The organism is Aestuariimicrobium sp. G57, assembly GCF_050110855.1.
Classification (GTDB): domain Bacteria; phylum Actinomycetota; class Actinomycetes; order Propionibacteriales; family Propionibacteriaceae; genus Aestuariimicrobium.
Window position 1 is genome coordinate 347,793 of record NZ_JBNINW010000002.1, and the last position, 19,468, is coordinate 367,260.

Here is a 19,468-nt window from a genome sequence, read left to right on the forward strand (position 1 = left end):
AACCAGGAGGATTACCCATGGCTGACGACGAATCGCCGATTGACGACATCCTGCCCGACGAGGCGCCCGAGACCGAGTCCGAGACGATGGTCGACGAGATCGCCGCACCCCAGAAGGGCCGCATTGAACAGATCGACCTGAAGGACGAGGTCGAGAGTTCCTACCTCGACTACGCCATGTCGGTCATCGTCGGACGAGCCCTGCCCGACGTGCGTGACGGCCTGAAGCCGGTGCACCGCCGGGTGTTGTACGCGATGTACGACGGTGGTTACCGTCCCGATCGCGGTTGGAACAAGTGCTCGCGTGTCGTCGGTGAGGTGATGGGCCTGTACCACCCCCACGGCGACTCGGCGATCTACGACACCATGGTGCGCCTGGCGCAACCATGGGTGATGCGCATCCCGCTCATCCAGGGGCAGGGCAACTTCGGTTCGCCCGGCAACGACCCGGCCGCGGCCATGCGGTACACCGAGTGCAAGATGGCGCCGATGGCCATGGAGATGGTGCGCGACATCGAGCAGGACACCGTCGACATGCAGCCGAACTACGACAACCGGGAGCTCGAGCCCTCGGTGCTGCCGGCGCGGTTCCCGAACCTGCTGGTCAACGGCTCGACCGGTATCGCGGTCGGCATGGCCACCAACATCCCGACCCACAACTTGCGCGAGGTCAACGACGCCGTGCAGTGGTCGCTGGCCAACCCGGACGCCCCCGCCGAAAAACTGCTTGAGGCCTGCATCGCCCGCATCAAGGGCCCCGACTTCCCCTCGGGTGCGCGCATCGTGGGCCGCAAGGGTATTGAGGACGCCTACCGCACCGGCCGCGGCCTGGTGACGATGCGTGCGGTCATCAACATTGAAGAGGACGACAACGGTCGCACCAACCTGGTGGTGACGGAGTTGCCCTACATGTGCAACCCCGACAACCTGGCCCGCAAGATTGCCGACCTGGTCAACGCCGGCAAGATCGGCGGCATTTCCGAGATGCGCGACGACACCTCGGCGCGCACCGGGCAGCGGCTGGTCATCCAGCTGAAGCGTGACGCGCAGCCGCGCGTGGTGATGAACAACCTGTACAAGCACACCCAGCTGCAGGACACGTTCGGCTGCAACATGCTGGCCCTGGTCGACTCGGTGCCCCGCACCCTGCGCCTCGACCAGTTCATCAGCCTGTGGATCGAGCACCAGCTCGAAGTCATCCGTCGGCGCACCGAGTACCGCCTGCGTGAGACCGAGAAGCTGGCCCACATCAGCCGCGGCCTGGTCAAGGCACTCGATGCCCTCGACGAGGTCATCGCGCTGATCCGCGCCTCGCGTACCACCGAGATCGCGCGCGAGGGCCTGAAAGACCTGCTGGACATCGACGATGACCAGGCCACCGCCATCCTCGACATGCAGCTGCGCCGCCTGGCGGCCCTGGAGCGGCAGAAGATCGTCGACCGGCTGGCCGAGTACGAGCGCCAGATCGCCGACTTCAAGGACATCCTGGCCCGTGAAGAGCGGCAGCGTTCGATCATCGGCGAGGAGCTGCAGGAGATCACCGACAAGTATGGTGACGAGCGCCGCACTGAGATCGTCGCCCCCGAAGGTGACGTCAGCGAAGAGGACTTCATCCCGGACTTCGACATGGTCGTCACCATCACCCACGGTGGCTACGCCAAGCGCACCCGCACCGACCAGTACCGGCTGCAGAAGCGCGGTGGTTCGGGCGTCAAGGGGGCCGCGTTGCGGGCCGATGACGAGGTGGCGCACCTGTTCACCACGTCGAACCACCACTGGATCCTGTTCTTCACCACCATGGGCCGGGTCTATCGCACCAAGGTGTGGCAGCTGCCCGAGGCCGGTCGTGATGCGAAGGGCGGCCATGTCGCCGGTTTGCTGAGCTTCCTGCCCGACGAACGCATCGCCCAGGTGGTCACGCTGCGCGACTACGAAGAGGCGCCCTACCTGCTGCTGGCCACCCGCAAGGGCCTGGTCAAGAAGACGGAGTTGTCGCTGTACGACTCGCCGCGACAGGCCGGCATCATCGCGGTGAAGTTCCGCGACGAGGACGACGAGCTGGTCGGTGCCGGGGTCTGCAGCGAGGACGATGACGTGCTGCTGATCTCTCGCAAGGGCCAGGCCATCCGGTTCTCGGCCAGCGATGACCAGCTTCGTCCGATGGGACGAGGCACGTCGGGCGTGACGGGCATGAAGTTCCGTGAGGGCGATGAATTGTTGAGCATGGCCATCATCAACGCCGACCTGCCCGAGGACGACCGGTTCGTGTTCACGGTCACCGACGGCGGCTTCGCCAAGCGCAGCGCCGTCAGCGAGTACCGCGAACAGAACCGTGGCGGGCTGGGCATCAAGGCCATGAAGCTCAACGAGGACCGCGGCAAGCTCGTCGGCGGCCTGGTCGTCAGCGAGCACGACGAGGTCATCGCGATCCGCAACTCGGGCCAGGTCACCCGCTCCCAGGTCTCGGAGGTGCCCGTGAAGGGCCGCGACACCATGGGCGTGAAGTTCGTCCGGGTGAAGGAGGGCGACGAGGTCAGCGTGATCGCGCTGTACCCCGAGTCGAATGAGCCGGACGTGGCGGACGAGGCCCAGGTGGTCGAGGTTGAGGGCGAGTCCGAGGCGGTTGACGTGGACAACGGTGATGCGGAAGGTACCGTTGACCCGAGTGCTGATGAATCCGGCACCACTGATGAGGACGCGGGCGACCAGGCCGTGACCGACGACGATGAGGAGACCGATGGTGAGTGACAGCACGCGGGGGGCTGGGACGTCTCCCGGTTCACCCTTCAGCCGTCCAGCCTCGGAAGAGAACTCGCTGTACCGCAGCTCGGGGCAGAGCTCGGCACAGGCGAACCAGTCGTCCGGCGGGCAGTGGCCCTTCGGGTTGGCGTCGGGAGCGACGTCCGGCTCGGCGGGCGCTGCAGAGCGCGCGGCCGGTGGCCGGTTCAGTGCACCGCAGTCATCGGCAGCGTCGTCGTCGCAGAGTTCTGCTGGTTCCCAGGCGGCGTCACCGTCGGGGTACGGGGCTGCGGCCTCGGCGGCTGGGGCGGCACCGGCCCGGCGCAGCGCCGACTCGGCGTCGTCCACGAAGCCTTCGGTGAGCAAGACGGCGGCCGCCCCGGCGGCGTCGCGGCGCACCCGCAAGGCACGGCTGCGGCTCGCGCGCATCGACCCCTGGTCGGTGATGAAGACCGCGCTGCTGTTCTCGATCGCGTTCGGCATCCTGGGCACCGTGGCGATGTGGGTCATCTGGGGTGTCATCGACAGCTCGGGCACCTTCGAGTCGATCAACCGGGCGGTCAACGACCTGCTGTCGACGCCGAATTCGGCCAACTCGTTCGACCTGGGCCGCTACCTGACGGGCAGCCGCGTGGTCGGCCTGACGGCGGTGATCATGGCGGCCGATGTGGTGATCTTCACGGCGCTGGCAACGCTGTTCAGCTTCTTGTACAACCTCTCGGCGACCGTGCTCGGTGGCCTCGAGGTCACCCTCGCCGAGGACTGAGCGGTGCGGGCGGCGGCCCCGATTTGGGGGTTCGCCGCCGGTTCCGCTAGAGTCATTTCTCGCGGTCGGAGTGAGAGCTCCGAGCGGGCCTATAGCTCAGTCGGTTAGAGCGCTGCCCTGATAAGGCAGAGGTCACTGGTTCAAGTCCAGTTAGGCCCACAGTGATGGAACCCCTTGGCGACAAGGGGTTCTTTTGTGTCCGGTTGCCCCAGCAATGTGCATCGACCGGGCCGAATCTGGTCGAAACGGGCGGATGCGGCCCGGTCGATGCACACTGCTGGGTGGCAACGCCTCACCGCGGCGACAGCCACCTCAGCTGCCCGGCTGTTCACACCCGTCGCCGCACCTCGCTGATCCGGTCGATCACCCGCAGCGTCGCCGCCGTGCGCTCCTGGTCGGCTTCCGGGCTCGCGGTGCCATTCACACAGGCGACGAAGAACTCGACCATGTGGGTGAGGTTGTCGTCTGCCTTCACCACCTCGATGCGCTCGACCGAACCGTCGAGTCGGGTGAGCTTGAGCAGCTGCGGGTCGGCGATGTGGTCAACCAGCAGGCTGCCCCGTTCGCCCTGGATTTCACTGCCCCTGGCCGTCCGCGTGATCTTGGAATGGCTGACGTCGGCGACGAACCCGTCGGCATAGGTCGCGAGCACCACGCCCAGGCCGTCGGCGCCGGTGGTCAGCTCGACCTCGGCGGCCATGACGTCATGTGGTTCGCCGAACAATTGCACCAGCTGCGAGACCGCGTACACCCCCAGGTCCCGCAGCGATCCGGCGGCCATGCCCGGGTCGAAGATCGCGGTGTACTCCCCGGCCAGCACCTTGTCATACCGCGCCGAGCGCTGGGTGTAGTCGAGGCTGACCCGGCGGATCGCGCCCAGGCTCGGCAACAACCGGGCGATCTCGGCGGTGCCGGGGTCATGGGCCGGGCGCATCTCTTCGAGCAGCACCACGCCGTGGTCATGGGCCAGGTCGATCAGCGATTGCCACTCGGGTGCCGTCGGCGTGGCGGGCTTTTCGAGCAGCACATGCTTGCCGGCGCGCAGGGCGGCGGCGGTCTGCTCGGCATGGATCAGGTTGGGCGTCGCGATGTAGAGCGCGTCGCAGCGGTCATCGGCGAGCAGTTGGTCCCAATTCGAGGTCGACCAGGCCATGCCGAGTTCGTCCGCGGTGGCGGCGGCTCGTCCGGGGTCGCGCGAATAGGCACCAACCAGCGTGAGGCCTTCTACCGGGGCGGCCGCTGCCGCGAACCTGTGGACGATGCTGCTGGTGCCGACGGTGGCCAGTGAGATGTTCACAAGCCCAACTGTGCCGGGCGCGCCACGCGAATGGGGCCCACCGGACGAATCCGGCGGGCCCCAATCCTGACGGGATGGTGACCGATCAGCTCACACGACCGGGTCGACCGTCGGCTCAGGGAACACGACCTTCGACAACGGCGCGATGCCGATCCGGTCGAGCACCACGTTGGCCCGCTCGGCGAACAGCGCCTGGCCGTCGGCGGTCAGGTAGCCCGCCTGGCGCAGCTTGTTGTCGTAGGCCCGCTGCTGGGCGAGGTACTGGCTGCGGTTGTTCCAGGTCGCCCGGAACTGCTCGGCAGAGATCGGGTTGGCCACACCATTCATGTCGCCCGGCGTCGCGAAGCCCTTGAACTCGGCGAGGGTCAGGTCCATGAGGCCGTAGCGCAGGCCACCGGTCACGTTGCCGTTGACGTCGCGGACGAGTTCACCCGCGGCATCCCGGTCAAACCACTTCGACGCCGGCAGCGCCTTGCCCTTTTGGTGGTTGTCGATGAGCGCCTGGCCGGCGGCGATCATCGCGGGTTCCATCGGGTAGGGGGTGAATTGGGTCGGGAACACGCGCGGCGGGCGCCCAGCCTTGACCAGCTCGTTGTTGTGCGGCACGACCGACGACCACGAGAACGTGTGACCGGTGCCGGGCACCTGCCAGACGCGGGTCTGGTCGTCCAGCTCGCGGGGCAGCAGCGCCTGCTTCGTGAAGACGTGGCGGTCGGCCTCGGAGTCGACGACCACCCACGGCACGTCGATGTCCACAGGCGTGGCCGGGCCGGCGACGGCACCGGTCGAGCTCACGGTCTCGCGCTGGAACTCACCGTCGCGGATCGAGCGCTCGACCCAGTTGCCGGCAGCACTCAGGTAGCCGTCATAGACGTGCTGGCCACCGTTGGCCTCGGTGACGGGGTTGTGGAAGTTGTTGACGTAGGTGTTGAGGTACATGCTCGACTGCGACTGGCCGATCAGGAACATGCTCTTCACGTCGATGCCGCCCAGGATCTGCCGGCCGGCCTGCGGGTCGCGGACGGCATTGCCGACCTGCGTCAGGATGTCCCAGGCCAGTCCGGTCTCAGTGCAGGGCACCTCGCCCCAGGCGCCCGAGGTGGCGAAGTCGTAGTCGCACGCATCGGTCAGCGGCTGGTCGTACCAGCTGAGGGCCCCGTAGCGCTCCGGGTCGAACTGGTGCAGGGCGTCCACGTTGACGGGCTTGCTGGTCACGCCGATGTAGGTGTGGCCGTTCGCGAGGATGTTGGTCGCGAGGCGACGCCACATGTCCTCGATGTCGTAGCCGTTCGAGGCGTTGTAGATGTCGACGAACACGGTGCCCGATGCCTTGTTCGGGGCAGCGGGACGACGCACGAGGATGCGGTTGGTGTAGGGGACCTCGCTGCGGTGGATGCCCAGCGAACCGTCGGCCTTGGTGTAGACGTTGGCGTAGCCGCGCAGGAAGAACTCTTGTTCGACGAACCCGGACGCCGCCAGGTCGACGGGTACGCGGGCATGGTCGGCGGCGTTGAACGGGTAGGAATCGGCGGTGCGGGGCACCAGCTGGACGCTCGGCACGGCCGACATCTCATCGGTGGTCACATCCGGCGCGGTCTGGGCGAGCGCGGCCGTGGGCAGCATCGTCGCGAACAGTGCGGCGACGCCGACCGACACCAGCCCGCGCTTCAGCAGGCTTCTCGATGTCACTGGATTCTTCATGGGCTTGCTTCCTTGCAGCTCAAGTGGACAGTGGCCGCAAGCATGGTGAGGGGCGCTCGGGGCTGGCGATGGGTTGCCGTCTGTTGCCAACCCGGATGGGGGGCGCTTCTGCTGTGGGTGAACGACTGAGATGTTTTCATGCCGCGACCAGCGGGGATGCTGATTCTGTGCTGTGGCACCAGTGTGATCGTCCAAAAAAAGGTGGTGCAGCTCGCTTAGGATCACAGCGTTCAGGAACAACGCCGGGGGAGTGGCATGAAGAAGATCATCGCGGGGCTGGTGTTGGCGATCGTGCTCGTTGGCATCATGTTCGCGGCCGGGGTCGTCGCGGCGCCGTGGGTCAGGAGCCAGTTCGCCGCCCCCGTCGGCACCACCACCGAGACCAAGGACACCCAGGTGATCAATGCGATCACCCGCAAGGAACAGGTCGTGCTGCTGGGCCTGGACATCCAGGGCATCACCGAGCAGTCGAAGGCGACCACGATCTTCGGCAAGCAGATCCCGGGCAGCGGACGGGTGGTGTTCCTGCAGTACAACTTCCACGCGAAGCTGGGTATCGAGGGCAAGGACGTCACGATCAAGAAGACTGCCGAGGGCCAGTACACGATCTCGATCCCGGAGTTCATCTTCATCGGGCATGACCAGGCGACCTTCAAGGTGGCGACTGAGGACAATGGCGCGCTCAGCTGGGTCACCCCCGAGGTCGACCCGGTGAGCATGGTGAACGAGATCCTGAGCTCAGAGGCGAAGGGGCGATACATCGCCGACAACGCAGAGATGTTGAAGGACCAGGCGCGCAATTTCTATTCCGGCATCATTCATGCGGTCGACCCGGCGGCACAGCTGACGTTCGAGTTCGACCAGCGCTGAGGGGTGAGCGTTGGTCGATCCAGCACGTGTGACGGTGCTGGATTACCCAATGATCAATGATTCACGGCATACACTGCTCAAGGTGGAATGCATCCGATGGCGCAGGTATGGCAAGGACCGCCTGTACGTGCGTGATGCCCAGGGCAATGACATCGGCTGGTGGGACCTGATCACGGACGAGCCCCACCCAGCCAATGATGGACGGTTGCCGATGCTGGTCGAAGCTGTTCAGAATTGGTGCTCCCAGCAGGCCCTGGCCACCGCCGTCAGGCACAACAACCCAGCCGCGCCCATGACTTCGTCCGACCCCCAGCACCCACGCAACTCGGCTGGGTTGACGGCGTGGCAGGGGGTTCGGCTGCGGATGAGTTCAGGCGACGGCACGATGCCCGTCGCGAACGGGTGCAGACCGAGCACCCGCGCATCGGCAAGTTCTTGCTGGCAGTATTTGACGACCCGCCGTCGACGAAGGCATGGTCACGCGGCGCGGCCGGCGAGAACGCACTGGGCCAGGTACTCGAACCCATCGCCGGCCCGGGCCTGCGCGTATTGCACGACCGTCGCATCCCCGGGTCGAGGGCCAACATTGACCACCTCGTCATCGGCAGCAGCGGGGTGTTCGTCGTTGATGCGAAACGCTATGCCGGGCAGCGTCCGCAATTGCGGGTCGAGGGTGGTGTGCTGCGACCCCGGGTTGAGAAGCTGCTGGTTGGCGGTCGCGACCGGAGTTCACTCGTGGGGGGCATGCACAAGCAGGTGGGGCTGGTGCGGGCGGCGCTGGCCGATCGGCCCCAGGTTCCCGTGCACGGGGTGCTGTGTTTCGTGCAGGCGGAGTGGCCCTTGCTGGGCGGCGACTTCAGCGTCGACGGGGTGAGCGTGCTGTGGCCCCAGCGCCTCGCCCAGTGGGTGACCAACCCCGGCCCGCTGCAGCCGGACCACATCGCCGAGCTCCAGTGGCGGCTGCATGAGGCTTTTCCCCGCTGAGTTGGTTCTGGGCCCAGCGGTGTGCATCGACCCGCAGGGATCCGGCCGAAACGGGTGGATTCGGCCCGGTCGATGCACGTTGCTGGGGCAGCGGGCCCACCGACGCGCCATGTTGGCGAAGTAACGTGCATCCAAACGCCGATTCATGCCCTGAACCCCCCAGAATCGCCGTTTGACTGCACGCAGCTTCGCAGCGAGCACAATTGAACCGTGGACACCCCACACCTCCACCGCACCGACGTCCTCGTCGTCGGCGCCGGCCCCAGCGGACTCATGGCCGGGGTCGTGCTCGCGCGCCTCGGCGTCGCCGTCACCGTCATCGACGGCAAGGACGGTCCCACCCAGGAGTCCCGGGCGCTGGCATTGCAGGCCCGCTCCATGGAGATCTATGACCAGCTCGGCCTGGTCGAGCGCGTGCTCGCCGAATGCGACCCTGCCCCGCGTGTCGTCCCCGGCTTCCGCACCCGCACCTTCGACCCGATCAGCTTCACCGGCTTCGGTGGCACGCTGACGCCCTACCCAGGCATCTACATCCTCGAGCAAAGCAAGAATGAGACCCTGCTGCGCGATGAATTCCTGCGCCTGGGCGGCGACCTGCGCTGGCGCCACCAGCTGCGCGACCTGCGCATCGATCCAGCAGCCGATGACCCCGTCGAAGCCCTCATCGACACCCCCGCGGGCCCCACCACCATCCGCGCAACGTGGTGCATCGGCGCCGACGGGGCCACGTCCCAAGTACGCCGCCTGCGCGACATCGCGTTCGAGGGCAGCACCAACCCCCTGCGGTTCTTCGTCGCCGATGCCCTCGACGCGACCGGGCTCGTCGAGCATGCCGTCAACATGCGCGTCAGCCGTGATGACTTCGCGCTCACCTTTCCAATGGGCGCCCCGGGGCACCACCGCATCCTGGGTGTCGCCGACGATGTGGACGACGATGAGGCCCTCGAGGCCCAGGTGAAGGTGCATCTGGCGGCCGAGTTCGCAGTCCGCTACACCCGGGCCTCGTGGTTCGCGAGTTACCGGGTGCACCACAGGCTCGCGGCGCGGTTCCGCGACGGTCCGGTGTTCCTGGTCGGCGATGCCGCGCATGTGCACTCACCGGTCGGTGCCCAGGGCATGAACACCGGCCTGCAGGATGCCCACAACCTCGCCTGCAAGCTCGCCGACGTCATCCACGGACGCATCGAACCCGACTTCCTCGACCGGTACGAGGCCGAGCGTCGCCCGGTGGCCCACCGGCTCGTGAGCACCACCGATGCTGCGTTCGCCCGCATCACCTCGCGTGGACGATTCGCGCGTTTCGTCCGCGACCGGGTCGTGCCGCGCGTGGCGCCGGTCGCGGTGCGGGTCGTCCCCCGGCTGGTCGGCACCGAACGCGCGTTCGGCTACCTGGCGCAGGTGCGCGTCCACTATTGGCTCTCGGACGACGACCGCGCCGCTCGTCATGGGCACCGTCACCCCGTGGTCGGACGCCGGTTGCCGTGGACCGGGGGCAATTACGACGTGTTGCGGGCGTTCACGTGGCAGCTGCATGGTTACGGGGTTGAGGCCGGCCAGGTCGCCGAGGCGGCCGAGATGCTGGGCATCGAGGGCCACGTGTTCAGGGCCGACCCGCACCACCGGCTCGCGGCGTCCCGGTTGTACCTGGTGCGGCCGGACGGATTTGTGGCGGCGGCGCTGCCGGTGTGATGGGGGTCTGTGGGCCCGGCTGGCCGGTCCGATCACCCAGCGGTGTGCATCGACCGGGCCGGTTCTGGCCGAAACGGGCGGATTCCGCCCGGTCGATGCACGTTGCTGGGGCGAGGTGGCGTCCCGCTTGCGCTCAGCTGGTTGACGCCGCCTGCCCATCGGGACACAATTACCTCAACACCTATTGAGGTAGTTGGGAAGGATGGTGGCCACCCATGGACATCCTCGCCGCCCACCGCGCACTCGCCGACCCCACCCGGCTGGCCATCGCGCAGGCACTGCTGGGCCGCGACCTGTCCCCGGGCGAGATCGGCGATCGCTGGGGACTGTCGACCAGCCTCACCGCCCACCACATCGGTGACCTTGTCAGGGCAGGAATTGCCGACAAGATCCGCAGCGAGCACGATGCCCGCAAGAGCTACCTCACCCTGCGCCGCAGCGACCATGACGTCGTGACGATGGTCGGCGTCGGCCTCACTCCCGCCCACCTCACGCCTGCGCGCGTCGCGTTCGTCTGCACCCGCAACTCCGCCCGCTCGAAGATGGCCGCCGCCTGGTGGCGACGCACCAGCAGCGTGCCGGTGATCGATGCCGGCACCCACCCAGCCGAGCGCCCGCACCCCTTGGCCGAGCAGACCGCCACCAGCCGCGGGCTGCACATCGACCCCGACATGCACGAGGCCAGCAGCACCGTCCGCGACGACGACCTGGTCATCGCCGTGTGCGACCACGCCCACGAGCGACTCGCGTCGTCCGGGCCCACCGACCACCTGCACTGGTCGGTGCCCGACCCCATTGCCGCCGACACCCCGGCCGCGTTCGAGCGGGCCTGCGACGACCTGCAGTCCCGCGTCCACCACCTGCAGCACCTGCTGCTGCCCAGCCAAGGGAGCCAATGATGACGACCATCCCGACCACCGACCCGTACCCCGCCGTTGTCGATGACCTGACCTATGCCTATGACGGCGTCTTCACCCGCGACGACGTGCAGCAGGCCGTCGACGAGGCCCGCGCCCTGCTCGAAACGCAGGCGCGGGTCAAGACCTTCCTGCCCGTTCTCGTCGCCCGGCAGGCGCGCGAGCAATTGATGGCCCGCGCCCAGTCCGATGGGCTGGTGGCCAAGAAGGTGCCCGAACTGCTGTTCGTGTGTGTGCACAATGCCGGACGAAGCCAGATGGCCGCGGCCCTGGCGGAGCACCTCTCGGCGCGGCGCGTGCACGTGCGCTCGGCGGGGTCTGCCCCGGCTGACGAGATCAACCCCGTGGTGGTCGAGGCGCTGCGCGAGCGAGGCATCGCGCTGAGCGTCGCCTACCCCAAGCCGCTCAGCGACAGCGTGCTCAAGGCCGCCGACGTGATCATCACCATGGGCTGCGGCGACTCGTGCCCGTACTTCCCGGGCAAGCGCTACGAGGACTGGGAGGTGCCCGATCCCGCCGGGCAGCCGCTCGATGTGGTCCGCGGCATCCGCGACGACCTGCAGGCGCGGGTCACCAAGCTGCTGCGTGAGGTTCTCGACTGACCCCCACCGCCCACCCGAAGTCATCCACACCCCGAAAGGAACCCCGCATGAATTCCACCCCCGACAACGACGTTCGCCCGTCCGTGCTGTTCGTCTGCGTGCACAACGCTGGTCGTTCCCAGATGGCTGCGGCTTATGCCCAGCACCTGTCGAACGGTGCGGTCGAGGTGCGCTCGGCCGGGTCGGCCCCCGCCGAGTCGATCAACCCCGCCGTGCGTGAGGCGATGCTCGAAGAGGGCATCGACATCTCGGCCGAGAAGCCGAAGATCCTCACCCGCGAGGCGGTGCAGGCCTCCGACGTGGTCATCACGATGGGCTGCGGCGACACCTGCCCGATCTTTCCGGGCAAGCGCTACGAGGACTGGGTGCTCGAGGACCCCGCCGGCCAGGGCGTCGAGGCGGTGCGCCCGATCCGCGACGAGATCAAGGGACGCATCACGGTGCTGCTCGAACAGATGCTGGGCTGAGCCGGCCAGACGGTCTGGGCCGGGTCAGCCAACCAGCTGAGTCCTGAGCGCCCCGACGCGCTGCACGAGGTCGTCACGGATGAGGTCCATGCGCTCGTCCCCCTCAATGCCGCGCAGCGAGGGCTCATCGGTCTGCCACGTCTCGATGGTGCCGTTCATGCCCTCGACGGGGTCGACCCGGGCCTCGTCCCCGATCACGACCACCCGGTTGACCCTGGCGAGCAGCGCAGGGTCGATCGCCTTGGGGCTCTCGCCCTCGAAAGACCCCCCGATGCGGGCCACGCTGGCAGCGGAGGCCTCGTTGAGCTTCGAGCCGGGGTGCGTGCCTGCCGAGTGCACCTCGATCGAGTCACCCGCCTCGTGACGCATGAGCGCGGCGGCCATCTGGCTCTTGCCGCCGTTCTTGACGCACACGAACAGCACGCTGGGCCGGGTCTGGTCGGTCATGGAAGGTCTCCTAGGAACGTGCGAAAGGCCTGCAGGCCCTCGGGGCGGGGGGTGAAGTGGGCCCAGCGGCCGCGCATCTGCCGATTGACCAGACCCGCGTCGACGAGCCTCTTGAGATGGTGCGACAGGGTGGGTTGGCTGACGCCGAACACCTCGGGAAGGTGGCAAGCGCACACGCTGGAGCAGCAGTTCGCTGCGATGTGATGGAAGATCCGCAGGCGCACGGGGTCGGACAGGGCCTTGGCAACGGCTGCCAGGTGCTCGGCCTGCGGCACGGGGATGGTGGGCGATGGCTGGCCGCATTCTTCAAGCTCCTGCGCGGGCAGCAACTGGAGAGTCTGGGTCATGGGGCGATCCTAGCCGATCACATTGACAGTCGTCGATATGTGCGGCAGGCTGCACATATCGACGATGATCAATACGACCCGGAGGTTCACCGTGCCCGTCATCCGCGTCTTCGAGCCAGCACTGTGCTGCAACACCGGGGTCTGTGGGCCCGAACTCGACCAGCAGCTCGTGCAGTTCACCGCCGATGTCAACGCCTTGAAGCAGCAGGGCGTCGACATCGAGCGTGCGAACCTTGCCTCGGACCCGGCGGTGTTCGCCGGCAACCCTGCCGTCGTCAGCTTCTTGCAGGTATCGGGATCTGAGGGCCTGCCGCTCACCATGGTGGACGGTGTCACGGTGATGACCGGCCGTCACCCCCGACGCGAAGAACTGGCCCGTTTCGCCGGAGTTGCCGCCCGCCCCTCGCTGCCGGTGGTCTCGGACTGCTGCTCGGGTGATGCCTCGACCGGCTGCTGCTGACCGGCCTCTTTCGTCCACGCGTCCACCCAGGAGGATCCACCGCCATGCCCGCATTTCTCGAGAACCCGCCGCGCCACTTCTTCTTCACCGGCAAGGGGGGTGTGGGCAAGACCAGCGTCGCGTGCGCCACGGCCGTGCACCTGGCTGCCCAGGGGCGGCGGGTGCTGCTCGTGAGCACCGACCCGGCGAGCAATGTGGGGCAGGTGTTCGGGGTGAGGATCGGCAACCACATCACCCCGATCACCACGGTGCCCGGGCTTGATGCGCTCGAGATTGACCCGGATGAGGCTGCGGAGGCGTACCGCAGCAAGATCATTGACCCCGTCCGCGCCATCCTGCCCGGCAAAGAGATCGAGGCGATCACCGAGCAACTGTCGGGATCGTGCACCACCGAGGTCGCCTCGTTCAACGAGTTCACCAGCCTGCTCGCCGATCCTGACCAGACTGCCGACTACCACCACATTGTGTTCGACACGGCCCCGACGGGGCACACCATCCGGTTGCTGCAGCTTCCGGGCAGTTGGACGAGCTATCTGGACGACGGCCTGGGTGACACCTCGTGCCTCGGTCCCATGTCGGGCCTGGAGAAGAACCGGACCACGTACCGGGCCGCGGTGCACGCACTCACCGACCAGGGCGTGACCCGGCTCGTCCTCGTTGCCCGGGCGCAGGAGTCGACCCTGCAGGAGGTCGGCCGGACACTCGACGAACTGGCTGAACTGGGCATCCATGCCTCGAACCTCGTGGTGAACGCCGTGCTGCCCCCGTCGCCGCAACCCGACGACCTGCACGCCGCGATTCACGCCCGTGAGCAGGCTGCCCTGCGTGCCATGCCGGGGGCGCTGGCAGCGCTTGCGCGCGACGAGATTGCGCTCAAGCCCACCAACATGGTCGGGCTGCCGGCACTGGCCGCCCTGTGGGGCGACCAGGTGGACGCCGCGGCGGTGGCCGGGGCCGGTGAGCATCCCGCTGAGCACCTGGATGGCCAGGACGACGCAGCGCAACTGTCCAGGCTCGTGGACGAGTTGGCGCAGGACGACCACGGCCTGGTGATGACCATGGGCAAGGGAGGCGTCGGCAAGACGACCATCGCCGCTGCGATCGCCGTCGCGCTGGCGGCCAGGGGCAAGAAGGTGCTGCTCACGACCACCGACCCGGCGGCCCACCTGTCCACCACGCTGCAGGGCGGCGCCGGCGGCCTCGAAGTCAGCGCCATCGACCCGGCAGCCGCCACGGCGGCCTACCGCGAGCGGGTGATGGCGACCCGGGGCGCCTCACTCGACGAGGCGGGCCGGGCAGCGCTCGCGGAAGACCTGCTGAGTCCGTGCACCGAAGAGATCGCGGTCTTCCAGCAGTTCAGCCGCGCCGTCAACCTGGCCCGGCACCAGTTCGTCATCATTGACACGGCACCCACCGGCCACACGCTGCGGCTGATGGATGCCACCGGCGCCTACCACCGGGACGTCACCCGCCACCTCGATGACGACCAGCGCTCCCGGGTGACCACTCCGCTGATGCGGTTGCAGGACCCGCAGCACACCAGGATCGTGGTCGTCACCCTGCCCGAGACCACGCCCGTGCTCGAGGCCCAGGGGCTCGCCGCGGACCTGAACCGTGCCGACATCCGACCATGGGCGTGGGTGATCAACAACTCCTTGACTGCCGCGCAGCCGACCAGTGCGCTGCTGGTGGCGCGGGCGGGTCTCGAACGCGACTCGATTGCGGCCCTGGCCGGGGTGCCACGGTTGGTCATGGTGCCCACGCAGGCCGAGGAACCCGTCGGGATCGGTCACCTGCGCCAGCTCGTCCACGACCCCGTCGCGGCTGCCCCGCGCGCGTAACACCCCACCCCACCTCGTCACAAAGCTGACGAGCGCCATGTTCCTCACCTAGGGTCGACAGGTCTGTCAATCCCAGGAGGCACCATGGCCGAGCAAGAGCGACCGCACAACAATCGCATCAAGAAGCCGCCCGTCCCTGTTCGTGGACGAGGCCTGCTGCAGCACAATTCAACCGCTGGCGTCGCGCGCTGGATGGGCGAGGGCAAGAAGCTCGACACCTCGCACCCGGCGCTCGAACCGCCACCCGAGGCCCTGAAGAGCGAGCGTCCCGGCTCGCTCGACAAGGTCGTCTTCGGCGTGACCGCCGCCCTGGCGCTCGCCTTTGTCCTGTGGGGGATCCTGGCCCCCTCGTCCCTGTCGACCTTTGCCGGGAACGGCCTGCACTGGGTGGTCACCAACACCGGCTGGCTGTTCGCGCTGGCCTCGACCGGGTTCGTGTTCTTCGTCCTGTGGCTGGCGCTCAGTCGCTACGGGCGCATCCCGCTGGGGCGTGACGGCGAGGGCCCCGAGTTCTCGACCGTCTCGTGGATCGCGATGATGTTCAGCGCGGGCATGGGCATCGGCCTGATGTTCTACGGCGCCTCTGAGCCCCTGTCGCACTTCATCACCCCACCACCCGGCACCGGCGAGGCGGGCAATGAGAACGCCATCCGTACCGCCATGGCCACCACCATGTTCCACTGGGCCTTGCACCCCTGGGCCATCTATGCGATCGTCGGCGTCGCCATTGCCTACGGCGTGTTCCGCAAGGGTCGTCCGCTCACGATCAGTGCGGTGTTCGAACCGCTGCTGGGCAAGCGGCAGGCGTACGGGCCGCTCGGCAAGGTCATCGACATGTTCGCGATCTTCGCGACGCTGTTCGGGTCGGCCACCTCGCTCGGGCTCGGCGCGTTGCAGATCGCCGAGGGTGCCCGCATCGTCGGCTGGATCGGCGAGGTCGGCAACACGTTCCTGATCCTGCTGATCACGGGGCTGTGCATCGCCTTCGTGCTGAGTGCGGTCTCGGGGGTCAGCAAGGGCATCCAGTACCTGTCGAACATCAACATGGTGCTGGCCACGGTGCTGGCCCTGTTCGTGTTCGTGCTGGGGCCGACCGTGTTCATCCTCAACCTCATCCCGACGACTGCCGGCACCTACCTGCAGACACTGATGCAGATGTCGGCGCGCACGGGCACCTCCGGACCCGAAGCCGTCGAGTGGCTGGGTGGTTGGACGATCTTCTACTGGGCCTGGTGGATCAGCTGGACGCCCTTCGTCGGCATGTTCATCGCCCGCATCTCGCGGGGCCGCACCATCCGGGAGTTCGTCGCCGGCGTGCTGCTCATTCCCAGCGTGGTCAGCCTGATCTGGTTCGCGATCTTCGGTGGGGCGGCCATCAACGCCGAGCAGGCCGGGGCCGGGCTCAGCGAGGTGGACTCGGCCGAGGGCACCCTGTTCGCGCTGCTTGACACCATGCCCCTGGCGACGGTCACCTCGGTGATCGTGATGGTGCTGGTCGGCATCTTCTTCGTCTCGGGCGCCGATGCCGGCTCGATCGTGATGGGCACCATCAGCGAGAACGGCACGATCGAGCCCAGCCGGGGCACGGTCATCTTCTGGGGTGCGGCCACCGGTGCCGTCGCGGCGATCATGCTGGTGATCGGCGGCGCCGACGCCCTCAGCGGCCTGCAATCGGTGATCATCATGGCCAGCCTGCCGTTCCTGGTCGTGATGATCGGCATGGCGATCTCCCTTGTCAAAGACCTGAGCACCGACCCGATGATCGTGCGCGGCAAGTACGTGCGCAAGGCCGTCGAGGTGGCCGTGGTCGAGGGCGTCACCCAGCACGGGGACGATTTCGCCCTGGTGGTCGACCAGACCGCGCCGGGTGAGGGCGTCGGTGCACTGGTGCAGACGCCGGAGCCCGCGGCCGAAGAGCTGGTGGCCGACCGGCCGGCGGCGGGGTAGGGCCGCCGGACCCGCCTACACCCTAGGCCTGGCTGTCCTTGCCGGCGAGCTTGTCGGCAAGGCGCTGCTCGAGCTGGGCAATCTCGTCGAGCACGAGGTCGTAGAACCCACCGTCGACCTCAAAGGGTTCGTTCATGCCGGGCAGGAACTCGGCGAGGTTGCCCCTGGCGTCCACGGCCCACACCCGCGGGTCGCTGTTCCGCTTGAGCACTGGTACCCAGCCGGCCTGGTCAGGGTAGTCCTGCACGAAACGCTGCCGTGCCACCCCCAACTGCAGCCACTCGGGGGCCTCGTCCGAGAGGCTGAACACCATCACCCCGTTCTGGAACGTCCACGCCGGGCCCGCGTCGTACGGCTGGGGGTAGGGCCACAGGTGTTCCTTGGCCTCGATCAGCAGTCCGCCGAGCCGGTGGAACCCCAGCTGGCGCACCTCATCGGGCAGGCGGAACCCGATCTCGGACTCGAGGGCAGCCACACCCTCTTCGGTGGGCAGGTCGTTGCCCTGGGCGAAGGCGTCCCAGCTGTCGCGGTCGCGGTTGGTGAACCAGTTCTCGAGGTCTTCGATCGTTGCCATGCAGAAAAGGCTAGGGGGACAGGTGTCACGAGACGTGGAAACAGGTGGCATCCGCTGTCGGCGCCCGTCGTCCCATGAAATGGTCATGGCATGACTTCGAGCAAGACCCCCTTCCGGCTGACCCCCACTCGCCTGACCACCGCCCGCACGAGCACGGTGCTGCTCGCCTGCCTCGCGGCGGTGGCGCTCAACCTCGTGTTCGGCATCGGTATCGGTTACCTGGCGCTGCCGTTCCTGTTCCTCGACACCATCGGCACCTTCGTCGCGTCGGCCCTGTTCGGCACGTGGTGGGGCATCGCGGTGGGCGTCATCACCAACCTCGTCCTCGGTTGGACGATCGAACCGGCCGCCTTCTGGTTCATCCCCGTGCAGGTGCTGGTGGCGGTGATCGTCGGGCTGTCATCGCGCCGCGACGGCTACACCGTGAAGACGGCCCCGATCGCTGCCGCCCTGTGCGCCGTGCTGGTGCCGCTGCTCTCGACCGCCATCGCGGTGATGGCGTTCGGCGGCTCGCATGGCGGGGTCATGGACGGCATGGTCGCCGGCCTGCAGCGTGCCGGGCAGAGCCTGTTCAGCGCGGCATTCTGGCCCCGCGTCGGCCTGGAGTTCATCGACAAGGCCGTCACCGCGCTGATCGCGCTGGGACTGGTGACGCTGGTGGCCCGCTGGTTCACGAAGCAGGGTGGCGAGGTCGCCGTGGACGAACCGGAGGCTGTGCAGCAGACGCACTGACGGGGGCTGCGGGTGGGGCGATCAGCTCACCACATTCACCAGCACATGGAACGCGGGCTCTTCATACGGGTGCGCCCGCTTCAACGCCGCCACGATCGTGTCTCGCAGCCGTCGTGGGAACGTGAGCTCAACCCGGTTCTCGACCACCTGTTCGACCTGGCCGATGTCGCCGATCGTGGGGTTGGCCCCCGCGAGCGGACGAAACTGGCCCGTGCCCGAGGTGTACCAGGCGCAGCGGTCGTAGTCGCCAATGTTCCCGGCCCCGGCCTCGAAGAGCGCCGCCAACACGCGCTCGGTGTCGTCCACGGGCACGTAGAAGACGAGGACGTCGAGCGGTTCAGCCATGACGGCCAGCCTAAGTGACCCCCAGCGGTGCCGAACCGTTCGACTACCAACGGTTCGGCACCGCTGTGACCACAATTACGGCGCCAGTGGGGCCTTGTCGAGTACCGTCGGCGTGTATTCGAGCAGCTGCAGCCCGCCCTCGAAGGTGCGGCTCTGTGTGAGTTCGAGCCGCACGTCCGGGTAGCCGTCGAAGATGCGGTCGCTGCCGGTGGCGCCCGTGATCACCGGGAAGATCACCACGCGGTAGGTGTCCACGAGCCCCGCGGCCAGCAGCGACCGGCACAACGAGACGCTGCCGAGCGTGCGAAGTGGCTTGTCAGAGCTTTGTTTCAGATCCCGCACTGCTTCGACCGCATCGCCAGTGACCAGGGTCGAGTTGGCCCAGTCGAGGGGCTCGGTGAGCGTGGACGAGAAGACGATCTTCTGCTGGTCGTTGAGCACCTCTGTGCCCGGTTCACCCGACAGCACGAACTGGTGCATGAGGCGGTAGGTATTGGCGCCCATCAGCACGGGGTGGTCCTGCTCAGGGGAATCTGCCAGCCACTGCAGGTATTCGGGGCTCTCCAGTCCCCACCAGCCTGGCCAGCCTTCGGCAGCGCCGTAGCCGTCGAGCGAACAGATGAAGTCGATCATGAGGGGTTGCATGGTGGCCTCCTTGGCTGGAGTGGCTGTGCGCGACCCGGTCGGCCACACCGCCGTTCCTGTACACGACTGTATGACTTGTGGGGGTGGGGGTCAACGGTC

Annotated in this window: 19 protein-coding genes and 1 tRNA gene; 13 read left to right on the plus strand and 7 right to left on the minus strand. The window is 67.5% G+C overall.

What is annotated here, in order from left to right; all coding sequences use genetic code 11:
• Nucleotides 1-86 precede the first annotated feature (86 nt).
• The 3 genes from gyrA (at nucleotide 87) to ACQCX5_RS05665 (ending at nucleotide 3,663) form a co-directional block, all read left to right on the plus strand.
• Complete coding sequence (gene gyrA / locus ACQCX5_RS05655; RefSeq protein ID WP_434541299.1) at nucleotides 87-2,747, plus strand: DNA gyrase subunit A; 2,661 nt, start codon at nucleotides 87-89, stop codon at nucleotides 2,745-2,747.
• A complete protein-coding gene (locus tag ACQCX5_RS05660; RefSeq protein WP_434541036.1) occupies nucleotides 2,740-3,504 on the plus strand; it encodes a DUF3566 domain-containing protein in 765 nt (254 codons plus the stop codon). Before gyrA ends, ACQCX5_RS05660 begins: the two co-directional genes overlap by 8 nt.
• Nucleotides 3,505-3,589: 85 nt before the next feature.
• A tRNA-Ile gene (locus ACQCX5_RS05665) sits at nucleotides 3,590-3,663 on the plus strand.
• Between the two features lie 169 nt (nucleotides 3,664-3,832).
• Here the strand turns inward: ACQCX5_RS05665 and ACQCX5_RS05670 are convergent.
• On the minus strand, nucleotides 3,833-4,801 hold the full coding sequence (locus tag ACQCX5_RS05670; protein ID WP_434541037.1) for a Gfo/Idh/MocA family protein: 969 nt from the start codon (nucleotides 4,799-4,801) through the stop codon (nucleotides 3,833-3,835).
• 90 nt (nucleotides 4,802-4,891) lie between these two features.
• Nucleotides 4,892-6,502 carry an alpha/beta hydrolase domain-containing protein gene (locus tag ACQCX5_RS05675; protein WP_434541038.1) on the minus strand — a complete coding sequence of 537 codons (1,611 nt, stop codon included), beginning with the start codon at nucleotides 6,500-6,502 and terminating at the stop codon, nucleotides 4,892-4,894.
• Nucleotides 6,503-6,757: 255 nt separating this feature from the next.
• On the opposite strand from ACQCX5_RS05675, the gene ACQCX5_RS05680 reads away from it, so the two are divergent.
• The 6 genes from ACQCX5_RS05680 to ACQCX5_RS05705 all read left to right on the plus strand — a co-directional run bounded on the left by ACQCX5_RS05680 (nucleotide 6,758) and on the right by ACQCX5_RS05705 (nucleotide 12,031).
• Nucleotides 6,758-7,372, plus strand: a complete 615-nt coding sequence (locus ACQCX5_RS05680; RefSeq protein ID WP_434541039.1) for a hypothetical protein — start codon at nucleotides 6,758-6,760, stop codon at nucleotides 7,370-7,372.
• A 342-nt stretch (nucleotides 7,373-7,714) separates the two neighbouring features.
• On the plus strand, nucleotides 7,715-8,356 hold the full coding sequence (locus ACQCX5_RS05685) for a nuclease-related domain-containing protein (protein WP_434541040.1): 642 nt from the start codon (nucleotides 7,715-7,717) through the stop codon (nucleotides 8,354-8,356).
• Nucleotides 8,357-8,566: 210 nt separating this feature from the next.
• Nucleotides 8,567-10,045, plus strand: coding sequence for an FAD-dependent monooxygenase (locus tag ACQCX5_RS05690; RefSeq protein WP_434541041.1), 1,479 nt, complete (start codon nucleotides 8,567-8,569; stop codon nucleotides 10,043-10,045).
• Between the two features lie 215 nt (nucleotides 10,046-10,260).
• Nucleotides 10,261-10,944, plus strand: a complete 684-nt coding sequence (locus tag ACQCX5_RS05695; protein ID WP_434541042.1) for a MarR family transcriptional regulator — start codon at nucleotides 10,261-10,263, stop codon at nucleotides 10,942-10,944.
• Nucleotides 10,944-11,564 carry a three-helix bundle dimerization domain-containing protein gene (locus ACQCX5_RS05700; RefSeq protein WP_434541043.1) on the plus strand — a complete coding sequence of 207 codons (621 nt, stop codon included), beginning with the start codon at nucleotides 10,944-10,946 and terminating at the stop codon, nucleotides 11,562-11,564. The genes ACQCX5_RS05695 and ACQCX5_RS05700 overlap by 1 nt, the downstream gene beginning before the upstream one ends.
• A gap of 47 nt (nucleotides 11,565-11,611) precedes the next feature.
• Complete coding sequence (locus tag ACQCX5_RS05705) at nucleotides 11,612-12,031, plus strand: arsenate reductase ArsC (protein WP_434541044.1); 420 nt, start codon at nucleotides 11,612-11,614, stop codon at nucleotides 12,029-12,031.
• A gap of 24 nt (nucleotides 12,032-12,055) precedes the next feature.
• On the opposite strand, the gene ACQCX5_RS05710 is transcribed toward ACQCX5_RS05705, so the two are convergent.
• Entirely contained in the window at nucleotides 12,056-12,478 is a 423-nt protein-coding gene (locus tag ACQCX5_RS05710; protein WP_434541045.1) for a low molecular weight phosphatase family protein, read from the minus strand.
• Complete coding sequence (locus tag ACQCX5_RS05715) at nucleotides 12,475-12,825, minus strand: ArsR/SmtB family transcription factor (RefSeq protein WP_434541046.1); 351 nt, start codon at nucleotides 12,823-12,825, stop codon at nucleotides 12,475-12,477. Before ACQCX5_RS05715 ends, ACQCX5_RS05710 begins: the two co-directional genes overlap by 4 nt.
• Before the next feature lie 64 nt (nucleotides 12,826-12,889).
• Between ACQCX5_RS05715 and arsD the strand changes: the two genes are divergently transcribed.
• The 3 genes from arsD (at nucleotide 12,890) to ACQCX5_RS05730 (ending at nucleotide 17,073) form a co-directional block, all read left to right on the plus strand.
• Nucleotides 12,890-13,285: an arsenite efflux transporter metallochaperone ArsD gene (gene arsD, locus ACQCX5_RS05720; protein WP_434541048.1), complete on the plus strand. Its 396-nt coding sequence runs from the start codon at nucleotides 12,890-12,892 to the stop codon at nucleotides 13,283-13,285.
• A gap of 44 nt (nucleotides 13,286-13,329) precedes the next feature.
• Nucleotides 13,330-15,126 carry an arsenical pump-driving ATPase gene (gene arsA / locus ACQCX5_RS05725; protein ID WP_434541049.1) on the plus strand — a complete coding sequence of 599 codons (1,797 nt, stop codon included), beginning with the start codon at nucleotides 13,330-13,332 and terminating at the stop codon, nucleotides 15,124-15,126.
• Between the two features lie 84 nt (nucleotides 15,127-15,210).
• Nucleotides 15,211-17,073, plus strand: coding sequence for a BCCT family transporter (locus ACQCX5_RS05730; protein ID WP_434541050.1), 1,863 nt, complete (start codon nucleotides 15,211-15,213; stop codon nucleotides 17,071-17,073).
• A gap of 22 nt (nucleotides 17,074-17,095) precedes the next feature.
• On the opposite strand, the gene ACQCX5_RS05735 is transcribed toward ACQCX5_RS05730, so the two are convergent.
• The gene (locus ACQCX5_RS05735; RefSeq protein WP_434541051.1) at nucleotides 17,096-17,647 is read right to left on the minus strand and encodes a hypothetical protein; all 552 of its coding nucleotides are present in this window, start codon (nucleotides 17,645-17,647) and stop codon (nucleotides 17,096-17,098) included.
• Nucleotides 17,648-17,737: 90 nt separating this feature from the next.
• On the opposite strand from ACQCX5_RS05735, the gene ACQCX5_RS05740 reads away from it, so the two are divergent.
• Nucleotides 17,738-18,379, plus strand: coding sequence for a hypothetical protein (locus ACQCX5_RS05740; RefSeq protein ID WP_434541052.1), 642 nt, complete (start codon nucleotides 17,738-17,740; stop codon nucleotides 18,377-18,379).
• Nucleotides 18,380-18,400: 21 nt separating this feature from the next.
• Here ACQCX5_RS05740 and ACQCX5_RS05745 read toward each other — a convergent pair whose 3' ends face one another.
• Nucleotides 18,401-18,724 carry a hypothetical protein gene (locus ACQCX5_RS05745; RefSeq protein WP_434541053.1) on the minus strand — a complete coding sequence of 108 codons (324 nt, stop codon included), beginning with the start codon at nucleotides 18,722-18,724 and terminating at the stop codon, nucleotides 18,401-18,403.
• Between the two features lie 75 nt (nucleotides 18,725-18,799).
• Nucleotides 18,800-19,369, minus strand: a complete 570-nt coding sequence (locus ACQCX5_RS05750; RefSeq protein WP_434541054.1) for a dihydrofolate reductase family protein — start codon at nucleotides 19,367-19,369, stop codon at nucleotides 18,800-18,802.
• Between the last annotated feature and the right edge of the window lie 99 nt (nucleotides 19,370-19,468).